The organism is Streptomyces sp. NPDC050636, assembly GCF_040654775.1.
Classification (GTDB): domain Bacteria; phylum Actinomycetota; class Actinomycetes; order Streptomycetales; family Streptomycetaceae; genus Streptomyces.
In genome coordinates, this window is the sequence record NZ_JBFAIP010000005.1 from 268,901 (window position 1) to 278,926 (window position 10,026).

The 10,026-nt window shown below is 70.4% G+C and carries 11 protein-coding genes; 8 read left to right on the forward strand and 3 right to left on the reverse strand.

Features of this window, described 5'->3' with window-relative positions; all coding sequences use genetic code 11:
* Positions 1–39: 39 nt before the first annotated feature.
* Positions 40–708, reverse strand: coding sequence for a lysophospholipid acyltransferase family protein (locus AB0I10_RS08390; protein WP_363151586.1), 669 nt, complete (start codon positions 706–708; stop codon positions 40–42).
* 349 nt (positions 709–1,057) lie between these two features.
* Between AB0I10_RS08390 and AB0I10_RS08395 the strand changes: the two genes are divergently transcribed.
* Positions 1,058–2,212: a glycerophosphodiester phosphodiesterase gene (locus AB0I10_RS08395; RefSeq protein WP_363151553.1), complete on the forward strand. Its 1,155-nt coding sequence runs from the start codon at positions 1,058–1,060 to the stop codon at positions 2,210–2,212.
* A gap of 206 nt (positions 2,213–2,418) precedes the next feature.
* On the forward strand, positions 2,419–2,937 hold the full coding sequence (locus AB0I10_RS08400; protein WP_363151554.1) for a GNAT family N-acetyltransferase: 519 nt from the start codon (positions 2,419–2,421) through the stop codon (positions 2,935–2,937).
* A 56-nt stretch (positions 2,938–2,993) separates the two neighbouring features.
* Here the strand turns inward: AB0I10_RS08400 and AB0I10_RS08405 are convergent, their stop codons facing one another.
* Positions 2,994–3,398 carry a hypothetical protein gene (locus tag AB0I10_RS08405; RefSeq protein ID WP_363151587.1) on the reverse strand — a complete coding sequence of 135 codons (405 nt, stop codon included), beginning with the start codon at positions 3,396–3,398 and terminating at the stop codon, positions 2,994–2,996.
* An 85-nt stretch (positions 3,399–3,483) separates the two neighbouring features.
* Positions 3,484–3,852, reverse strand: a complete 369-nt coding sequence (locus AB0I10_RS08410; protein WP_363151555.1) for a hypothetical protein — start codon at positions 3,850–3,852, stop codon at positions 3,484–3,486.
* 117 nt (positions 3,853–3,969) lie between these two features.
* Here AB0I10_RS08410 and AB0I10_RS08415 point away from each other — a divergent pair, with 117 nt between their 5' ends.
* The 6 genes from AB0I10_RS08415 (at position 3,970) to cbiE (ending at position 9,993) form a co-directional block, all read left to right on the forward strand.
* Entirely contained in the window at positions 3,970–4,617 is a 648-nt protein-coding gene (locus AB0I10_RS08415) for an HAD family hydrolase (protein WP_363151556.1), read from the forward strand.
* 374 nt (positions 4,618–4,991) lie between these two features.
* Positions 4,992–6,104: an ATP-binding cassette domain-containing protein gene (locus AB0I10_RS08420; RefSeq protein WP_363151557.1), complete on the forward strand. Its 1,113-nt coding sequence runs from the start codon at positions 4,992–4,994 to the stop codon at positions 6,102–6,104.
* A complete protein-coding gene (locus tag AB0I10_RS08425; RefSeq protein WP_363151558.1) occupies positions 6,101–6,844 on the forward strand; it encodes a methionine ABC transporter permease in 744 nt (247 codons plus the stop codon). The genes AB0I10_RS08420 and AB0I10_RS08425 overlap by 4 nt, the downstream gene beginning before the upstream one ends.
* Positions 6,845–6,920: 76 nt before the next feature.
* On the forward strand, positions 6,921–7,802 hold the full coding sequence (locus AB0I10_RS08430; protein WP_363151559.1) for a MetQ/NlpA family ABC transporter substrate-binding protein: 882 nt from the start codon (positions 6,921–6,923) through the stop codon (positions 7,800–7,802).
* A gap of 185 nt (positions 7,803–7,987) precedes the next feature.
* Complete coding sequence (locus tag AB0I10_RS08435) at positions 7,988–8,623, forward strand: GNAT family N-acetyltransferase (RefSeq protein WP_363151560.1); 636 nt, start codon at positions 7,988–7,990, stop codon at positions 8,621–8,623.
* A 140-nt stretch (positions 8,624–8,763) separates the two neighbouring features.
* Positions 8,764–9,993: a precorrin-6y C5,15-methyltransferase (decarboxylating) subunit CbiE gene (cbiE, locus tag AB0I10_RS08440; protein WP_363151561.1), complete on the forward strand. Its 1,230-nt coding sequence runs from the start codon at positions 8,764–8,766 to the stop codon at positions 9,991–9,993.
* The last annotated feature ends 33 nt before the right edge of the window (positions 9,994–10,026 follow it).

A 10,026-nucleotide genomic window follows, 5' to 3' on the forward strand; every position in this document is an offset into this window, starting at 1 on the left:
ATCCGAGGAGCGGATGGGGCCCGGCGTACGGGGAAGGAATCAGGCCGCCCGGGCCTTCGTGGCATACACGTCGACGTACTCCTGGCCGGACAGCCGCATGACGTCGCTCATCACCTCGTCGGTGACGGCCCGCAGGACATAGCGGTCGCGGTCCATGCCCTCGTAGCGGGAGAAGTCCAGCGGCTCACCGAAGCGGATGGTCACCGGGGCGATGCGCGGCATGCCCTTGCCGTTCGGCTGGACCTTGTCGGTGCCGATCACCGCGTACGGGACGACGGGGGCGCCGGTCATCAGGGCCAGGCGGGCGACTCCCGTACGGCCGCGGTAGAGCCGGCCGTCGGGGGAGCGGGTGCCCTCCGGGTAGATCCCGAAGACCTCGCCCTCCTCCAGGACGCGGCGGCCGGTCATCAGCGCCGCGACGCCGCCGTGGCCGCCGTCCCGGTCCACCGGGATCATGCCGCCGGTGGAGAAGAACCACGCCATCAGGCGGCCCTTGACGCCCTTGCCCGTGACGTACTCGTCCTTGCCGATGTAGAAGACCTGGCGCTTGACGCACAGCACCATGAACAGCGAGTCGATGAAGGTGACGTGGTTGCCGGCCAGGATCACCGGTCCGCTGCCGGGAATGCGCTCCATGCCCTCAACCGTCGGGCGGAAAAGGACACGCATGACGAATCCGAGAATCGCCTTCAGCACAATGCGGGACAACGGGTCCTCCGGGTAGTGGCTGGTCAAGGTCGAGCGAGCGCAGAACTCTGCAGCCCAGGACCATACTCGCGGGTTACCCCCGTGCGCACATCGGGTTCACGAGGTCGATACGCAGAGTTGACACGCATTTTCCCCTTGTTCCCCCGGATGCCGTCGGCCGTCTCCCCGGCGGGATCCGTCCACGCATACGATTTGGTCCGTCCCGTTGACAGGTGCGGGACAGGTGGGGAGCAGCCGGAACTTCAGGAATGCGATGGCGTGCCCGGGAATGTCGCCGGGTGTATCGGTACGTCCTGGAAGTTCGCGGAACACCTCCGCAGTACGACCCCTCAGAACAAGGAGTGCGGGTATGCAGAAGCGGCAGCAGCCGGGACGGCGAACGGTGCTGGGAGCCGCGGCCCTCGGCGCGGGAGCGGCAGTGTTCGGCGGCGCCGGCCAGGCGAGCGCGAGCCAGGAGAGCGCCGGTGCGCGCGGCGCCGCGGGCCGGGGGCTGCCGGTCCCGTTGGTCGTCGGGCACCGAGGCGCCAGCGGCTACCGCCCCGAGCACACCTTCGGCTCCTACCAGCTCGCCCTCGACATGGGCGCGGACATCATCGAGCAGGACCTCGTCCCGACCAAGGACGGGCATCTGGTCTGCCGTCACGAGAACGACATCACCGCCACCACCGATGTCTCCGACCACCCCGAGTTCGCCGGCCGCAAGACCACCAAGACCGTGGACGGCAAGGACCTCACTGGCTGGTTCACCGAGGACTTCACGCTCGCCGAGCTGAAGACGCTGCGCGCCAAGGAGCGCATCCCCGACGTCCGCCAGCACAACACCCTCTACAACGGCCGCTGGCAGGTGCCCACCTTCGAAGAGGTCCTGCAGTGGGCCGAGCGCGAGGGCAAGAAGCGCGGCCGCCCGGTGTGGCTCTACATCGAGACCAAGCACCCCACCTACTTCCGCAAGCTCGGCCTCGGCCTGGAGGAGCGGCTGGCGAAGGCGCTGCGCGCCCACGGCCGGCACCGGAAGAGCTCCCCGAACTTCCTGCAGTCCTTCGAGCCCGGCAGCATCCAGCGGCTCGGCGAGCTGGGCCTGCACTGCCCCAAGGTCGTCCTGCTCGACGAGCCGAGCGTCCGGCCCTGGGACTTCGTCGAGTCCGGTGACCCGCGCACCACGGCCGACCTGCTCAAGCCCGAGGGGCTCAGGTGGCTCGCCGGCTTCGCCCAGGGCATCGGCCCCTGGCTGCCGCAGGTCATAGCGCAGGACGAGAGCGGCAAGCTCGGCGAGCCCACCACGCTCGTCCGCGACGCGCACGCCGCGGGCCTGGCCGTCCACCCGTACACCATGCGGAACGAGAACAGCTTCCTGCCGCTCGACTTCCGGGTCGGCAAGGACCCCGACGCCTACGGTGATGTCTTCGGCGCCCTGAAGGCGTACTTCGCTACCGGCATCGACGGCATCTTCTCCGACAACCCGGACACCGCGCTGCTCGCCGCGGCGGACTTCCGCAAGAACTGACCGGTAGCCGCACCCGGCTTCCGGCTCCCGGACCGGCCCCACCTCCCCGCATTCCCCCGAGTTGGGAATGTCACAAGGGCGGTTGGGGTCGGTCCGTTCCCGTTGTCCGGAATGCGTGTGCGGAATACCCGCCGCGGAGATTGCCGCTGTCGAATTCCGGGGACTCCGGAAGCACCGAGCGAACCGACAAGGGGAGGCATACGCGCATGGGCACGAGCGTGACCATCTCTGCGGCGACCGACCAGGACGCCGAGCAGATCCTCAAACTCCAGTACCTCTGCTACCAGACGGAGGCCGCGCTGTACGACGACTACGGCATCGAGCCGCTCACCCAGACCCTGGACTCCCTGCGGGCCGAGCTGGGTGAGGGCTGTGTCGTGGTGGCCAGGCTCGGCGAGGAGGTGGTCGGAGCGGTGCGCGGCACCGTCGACGCGGCCGGCACCGGCGAGATCGCCAAGCTCATCGTGCATCCGCGGATGCAGCGGCACGGCCTGGGCGGACGGCTGCTCGACGCGGTCGAGGGACGGCTGGCGGCCGAACGGTCCGCCAAGCGCTACCGGCTCTTCACCGGCCACCGCAGCGAGGGCAATCTTCGGCTGTACCGCAGCCGTGGCTACGCGCCGGTCGGGACCGAGCAGCTCACCCGCAGACTGAGCCTGATCACGCTCGAAAAGGCTGTGCTGGAAGAGGGCGCGGCCGCCGTGGCGGCGGTCACCGGGGCGTAGGGGAGAGGATGGGGGTCCCCCTGCTCCCTAAGAGCTTCGGGGGACCCCGTGCATCGTCAGCCTTCGGTCGTGCGGGCCCGGCGCAGCCAGATCAGCCCGGTGACGGGCAGGAGGATCGGGATGAAGAGATAGCCCATCCCGTAGTCCGACCAGACGGTGGCGTCGGGGAACGCGGACTTGTCGGCCAGCGTCCAGGTGCCGATGCCCAGCACGCCGACAAGCTCCAGCGCGCAGCAGACGATCGCGGCCTTGCGGGCGCCCTCGCCGCCCCGTACCAGCGAGAACGTGATGAAGCCGTAGACGACCGCGGAGACCGCCGAGAGGCTGTACGCCAGCGGGGCCAGGTCGAACTGCGCGATGACCTGGAAGGCGGAGCGGGACGCGGCCGCGACGGTGAAGACGCCGTAGAGGGTGACCAGCAGCCGTCCGGGGCCGGTCCCCAGGGTGGGGGTACCTCCCAGGCCGTTCGGGCTCTGGGGGAGCTTCGCCGGTGCCGCGCCGGCGGCATGGTCGGCCGGTGCGGGCGCCGCATTGGTCGCCGAGGTCTCAGGCACTGCCGCCTCCCCAGATGTCGAACAGCCGGACTTCCAGCACCGCCAGCACCACGGCGCCCGCCGCGACGGTGGCCGAACCCCAGCGGGTGCGCTCCGAGAGCGACATGAACCCGGTCCCGGGCACGCACACGGCCGCCCCGAGCAGATAGGCCACAAAGATCGCGGTGCCCTGCTCCGGCGATTGTCCGCGTGCCAACTGCACGACGGCGATGACCAGTTGGACGATGCCGAGCAGTGACACGACGGCCATGCCGATGAAGTGCCAGTCCTTCGTCGGCTGGTCGCGGTACGCGGCGAAACCGCACCATGAGGCCAGGGCGAGAGCGGTGACCGCGACCGCGATCGTCAGCGCGTCGATCATCGGGACCTCCGGGCGGCGGGGCCGCGCGCCGTGGGGTTGTGGAGCATGGGGCGATGCTAATCGGCGCGCAGAGGGCGACTGCGGCCGACCCCGCCGTGGCACGTACCCTCGTGAAACATGAAGATCTCCGCTGCAGCGCTCCTTTTCGACAATGACGGCACTCTCGTCTCCTCCATCGAGTCCGTCGACCGCTGCTGGACCCGGTGGGCGAAGGAGTACGGCGTCACCGCGGAGGACTTCGTCCGGGTCGGGCTGCACGGGCGTCCGGCGGCCGAGATCGTCGCCGATCTGGTGCCCGCGGACCGGGTGCCGGAGGCGCTGGCCCGGATCGAGCAGCTGGAGGTCGAGGACGTCGAGGGCGGGGTGGCCGCGCTGCCCGGCACCCACGCGCTGCTGGCGAGCCTGCCCGCCGAGCGGTGGGCCGTGGTCACCTCCGCCACCCGCCGGCTGGCCGAGGCCCGGCTGGCCGAGGCCGGGGTGCACCCGAAGCACCTGATATCCGCCGATGACATCAGCCGCGGCAAGCCCGACCCGGAGCCGTTCCTGCTGGCGGCCGCGCGGCTCGGTGTGGACCCGGCCCGCTGCGTCGTGTTCGAGGACGCGCCGGTCGGGCTGGCCGCCGGCCGTGCGGCCGGGATGACGACCGTGGCATTGACCACAACGCACCCTGCCGGGGAGCTGGCCGCGGACGTCGTCGTCCCGGATCTGTCGGCGGTATCCGCGCAGGCCATCGACGGCACGGTGGAGATCACCGTCGCGGACTGAGCATCCGTCCACGGGTCGGTCAGTCATGTCCGCTATTCGGACAGGCTTGATCGGCCCGTACTCGTGTCTGGTTTACTTGCCGCCATGACCACGACGAGCAGCCGCACCCTTGCGACCGAGGCGATCACGACGCCCGGTGCTCGTTGCATGTGTCGAATGTGTGACTGCTGAGGGCCCCCGCCTGAGCCTCGCGCCCCGAAGCGAGACCCCGCTGCCATGCGCCGTCCCCGACGCCGTCGGCCGCCCCGCGTCACCGGAACCCGGAGCCGGGCCCCGCGCCCGCCGCCGCTCCCCGTTCCCCTCTGCCGCACTCGCAAGAATGCCCCGTGCCCGGCGGGCGAGCCGCCGAGCACTCGACAGTGACGGAATTCCCTGTGATCACCACAACGGGCCTGACCAAGGTCTACCGTTCAGGCGACCGCGATGTCACCGCCCTGGACGGCGTCGATCTGCACGTCCGCGAGGGCGAGGTGTACGGCGTCATCGGCCAGAGCGGTGCCGGTAAATCCACCTTGATCCGCTGCCTCAACCTCCTGGAGCGCCCCACCTCCGGCACGGTCACCGTCGCCGGCCAGGACCTCACCGCGCTGGCCGGCAACCAGAAGCGCGCCAACGCCGCCCTGCGCGCCGCCCGCAGCCATATCGGCATGGTCTTCCAGCACTTCAACCTGCTGTCCTCGCGCACCGTCCAGGACAACGTCGAACTGCCCCTGGAGATCCTCAAGGTCGACCGCCGCGAGCGCTCCCGCAAGGCCCTGGAGCTGCTGGACCTGGTCGGCCTCGCCGACAAGGCCAAGGCGTACCCGGCGCAGCTCTCCGGCGGCCAGAAGCAGCGCGTCGGCATCGCCCGCGCGCTGGCCGGCGACCCCAAGGTGCTGCTCTCCGACGAGGCCACCAGCGCCCTGGACCCGGAGACCACCCGCTCGATCCTCCAGCTGCTGCGCGACCTCAACCGCCAGCTGGGCCTGACCATCGTCCTCATCACGCACGAGATGGACGTCGTCAAGACGATCTGCGACTCGGCCGCGCTGATGAAGAACGGCCGCGTCGTCGAGCAGGGCACGGTCGCCGAACTGCTGGCCACCCCCGGCTCCGAACTGGCCAGGGAGCTGTTCCCGGTCGGCGGCGAGCCCTCGTCCGACGACCACACCGTCGTCGACATCACCTTCCACGGTGAGGCCGCCACCCGCCCGGTGATCTCCGAGCTGTCGCGCACCTACAACGTCGACATCTCGATCCTCGGTGCCGCCATGGACACCGTCGGCGGCAAGCAGATCGGCCGGATGCGGATCGAACTCCCCGGCCGCTTCGAGGAGAACGTGGTGCCGATCGGCTTCCTGCGGGAGCAGGGACTCCAGGTCGACGTCGCAGAGGTGGCCGACACAGCCGACACAGCCGACACATCCGAGACAGCCGAGTCAGCGGATACAGCGGATACAGCGATCCCGGCGCCCGCCGCCGCGCTGCTCAAGGAAGGTGCCAAGTGAGCTGGACCGAGATGCAGCCGCTGCTGTACGACAACACGCTCGACACCCTCTTCATGGTGTGGTGGGCAGCGTTCTACGCCGTACTCATCGGCATCCCGGTCGGCGTGCTGCTGCATCTGACCGACCGCGGCGCCATGCTGCAGAACGTCGTGGTGAACAAGGTCCTCGGCGCGATCGTGAACATCGGACGGTCCTTCCCGTTCCTGATCCTGATCGTGGTGCTGATCCCCTTCACCCGCCTCATCGTCGGCGTCTCGATCGGCCCGACCGGCGCCGTCGTCCCGCTCGCCATCGCCGCCATCCCGTTCTTCGCCCGCCTCGTGGAGGCCGCGCTGCGCGAGGTCGACCACGGCCTCGTCGAGGCCGCCCAGGCCATGGGCGGCGGCACCTGGACCATCGTCTTCAAGGTGCTGCTCCCGCAGGCGCTGCCCGCGCTGGTCGCGGCCGTCACCACCACCGTCATCACGCTGATCGGCTACTCCGCGATCGCCGGCGCGGTCGGCGGCGGTGGGCTCGGCAACCTGGCCTACACCTACGGCTACCAGCAGTACGAGACCTCGCTGATGATCACCACCGTGGTGGAGCTGATCCTCCTCGTCACCGTCGTGCAGCTGCTCGGCGACCTCGTCGTCCGCCGGCTCGCCGGCCGCGGCGGCCGCTCCTCCGCACGTCGAGTGCTCGGCGGTACGCGCCGCGCACGGACCGAGGAGCCGGCCGTCGCCACGAGCGAGGCCGCCTGACCCCCGAACCCCACCCGCACCACAGAAGCCCGGACCCTTTGCCGGGCATACCACCACGCGGCGCCAACCAGCCCGTGTGAACAAGAAAGAGGCACTCTTCGTGCGCAACACCGTCAAGATCTCCGTGGCCGTCGCCGCCGCCTCCGCCGTCGCCCTCGGCGCCGGCGCCTGCAGCGCCCCCTCCGACACCACCGCCAGCAGCGACAAGGGGGACAAGAACGCCCCGCTCGTCGTCGCCGCCAGCCCCACGCCGCACGGCGCCATCCTCGACTTCGTCAAGAACAAGCTGGCGGAAAAGGAAGGCCTGAAGCTGGTCGTCAAGCCGTTCACCGACTACAAGATCCCGAACAAGGTCACGGACGACGGCCAGGTCGACGCCAACTTCTTCCAGCACAAGCCGTTCCTCGACACCTTCAACGAGCAGAACGGCACGCACATCGTGCCCGTCCAGAACGTGCTCATCGAGCCGCTCGGCCTCTACTCCAAGAAGCTCGACAAGCTCTCCGACCTCAAGTCCGGCAGCACCGTCTCGGTCCCCAACGACCCCTCCAACGAGGGCCGGGCGCTCAAGCTGCTCGCCGACAACGGCGTGATCACCCTCAAGCCCGGCGTCGGCTCCGACGCCAAGCTGACCGACGTCAAGGACGACAAGGGCATCAAGATCACGGAGCTGGAGGCCGCGCAGACCGCGCCGCGCATCGACGACGTCGACGCCGCGATCATCAACGGCAACTTCGCCATCGGCGCCAAGCTCAAGCCGTCCACCGACGCGCTGGCCCTGGAGAACGCGAAGGACAACCCCTACGCCAACTTCCTGGCCGTCAAGAAGGGGAACGAGAACGACCCGCGGATCAAGAAGCTCGCCAAGCTCCTGAACTCCGACGAGGTCAAGAAGTTCCTCCAGGACAAGTACAAGGACGGCTCCGTCATCCCCGCCTTCGGCCCCGCCAAGAGCTGACGCACGCCTTTGTCCTGATGGGCCCCGGCTCCGCGCACCGCGCGGCCGGGGCCCATCGCGTGGCGAACCCGCAGGCAGATGCTGCATGCTGGTGCATTCAAGACGGGCCGGACGGCCCGCGAACTCACGGAGAAACGGCCCGTGATGTCCCGGCACACCATGGTCAACGGCGTTGGAGCAGCGGCATGACATCCACCTTTCCGGACATCTCCATCAGCACGGACCGGCTGGTGCTGCGCCCCTTCGAAGAGGCCGATGTGCCCGCCCTCGCGGAAATGATGACCGACGAACTCGTCACCGCCTGGACCGATCTGCCGCACCCCTACACCACCGCCGACGCCCGCGCCTGGGCCACCGGCAAGGCCGCCGCCGTCCGCACCGAAGGCCGCGGCATCGCCCTGGCCGTCACCGAATTCCTCACCCAGCGCCTGGTCGGCACCATCCACGTCGACCACACCGACTGGCGGGTGCTTAGCACCGAGATCGGCTATGTCACCGCCCCCTGGGCCCGCGGTGAGGGCTACGCCTCCGAATCCGTGCTCGCGGTCGCACAGTGGCTCTTCCACGACCTGAAGTTCGAACGCATCGAGCTGCGCACCGCCGCCGACAACACCGCCGCCCAGCAGGTCGCCCAGAAGATCGGCTGCATCAGCGAGGGCGTGCTGCGCAACGCCTGGATAGCCCGCAGCCGCACGGAGGACGGCGGCTGGACGGACATCCGTACGGATCTGATCGTGTGGAGCCTGCTGCCCGAGGACCTCGACGGGGTCCCCGGCCGGCTGGCCGACGCCAACGGGTTCGCCTACCCCGAGTGGAACTGAACACGCCTCGCTCAGGTCTGGACCTCCCGGGGTAGTCTCGGCCTGCGGGCACCTCCGCGACCAGCGCGGACCCCCGCCACAGCCCCGCGGAGCCGGCACCCCGCCCGCGTATCCACAGCAGCCCCAGGAGACTGACGAGCATGGCCGACCGGGTCACGGTGATCGGATGGGACGGCTCGCCGCTGACCGCCGCCGCCCGCTCCGCCCTGGGCGCCGCGACGCTCGTGGCCGGCGCCGCCCACCACCTGGCACTGCCCGAGGTCCCGCCGAACGCCGAACGCATCCGGCTCGGCAGCCTGTCCCTCGCCGCCCGCCGTATCGCCCAGCACCGCGGCACCGCGGTCGTCCTCGCCGACGGCGACCCCGGCTTCTTCGGCGTCGTACGCACCCTCCGGGCGCCCGAATTCGGCCTGGAGGTGGAAGTGGTACCGGCCGTCTCGGCCGTCGCGGCCGCCTTCGCACGGGCCGGAATGCCCTGGGACGACGCCCAGATCGTCGTCGCCCACAGCCGCGATCTGCGCCGCGCGGTGAACGTCTGCCGCGCCCACACCAAGGTCGCGGTGCTCACCTCGCCCGGCGCCGGGCCCACCGAACTCGCCCTGCTGCTGCGCGGCGTCCACCGCACCTTCGTCATCTGCGAGGAACTCGGCACCGACCGGGAGCAGGTGACGGTACTCACATCCGACAAGGCCGCCGACCACGTCTGGCGCGACCCCAATGTCGTGATTGTCATCGGCGGTTCGCCCGGCGGCGCCGCGGCTGTCCACTCGCGGGGGACCGGCTGGATCGCCGCCCACGAGGTGGGCCATCCGACCGGCCCGCGCGGCTGGGGACTTCCGGCCCGCGCGTACGGCGGCGTCCTGGACGAGGGCGAGTCCGTCCAGCTGCGTACGGCCCAACTGGCCCGCATGGGGCCGCAGGTGGGCGATCTGGTCTGGGACATCGGCTGCGGCAGCGGCGCCGCGGCCGTGGAGGCCGCGCGGTTCGGCGCCGCGGTCATCGCGGTGGACGCGGACGCGGACGCCTGCGGGCGCACCACCGCGGTCGCCCGCCGCCACGGCGTCCAACTCCAGGCCGTGCACGGGCGTGCGCCGCAGATCCTGGAAGACCTGCCCGAGCCGGACGTGGTGCGGGTCGGCGGCGGGGGAGCGGCGGTCGTGACCGCCTGCGCGGCCCGCCGCCCCGAGCGGATCGTGACCCACGCGGCGACCCGCGACGAGGCCGAGTCGGTGGGCCGGGCGCTGGCCGACGGCGGCTACGAAGTCGAGTGCGCGCTGCTGCAGTCCGTCGACCTGGACACCACGGCCTGGGTCGAACGCGAGCGTTCCGTCGTCTTTCTCCTGAGCGGCTATCGCGTTCCTCACCCGTGACCAGGACGGCAACCCGCGGAGGGTAGGCTGGCG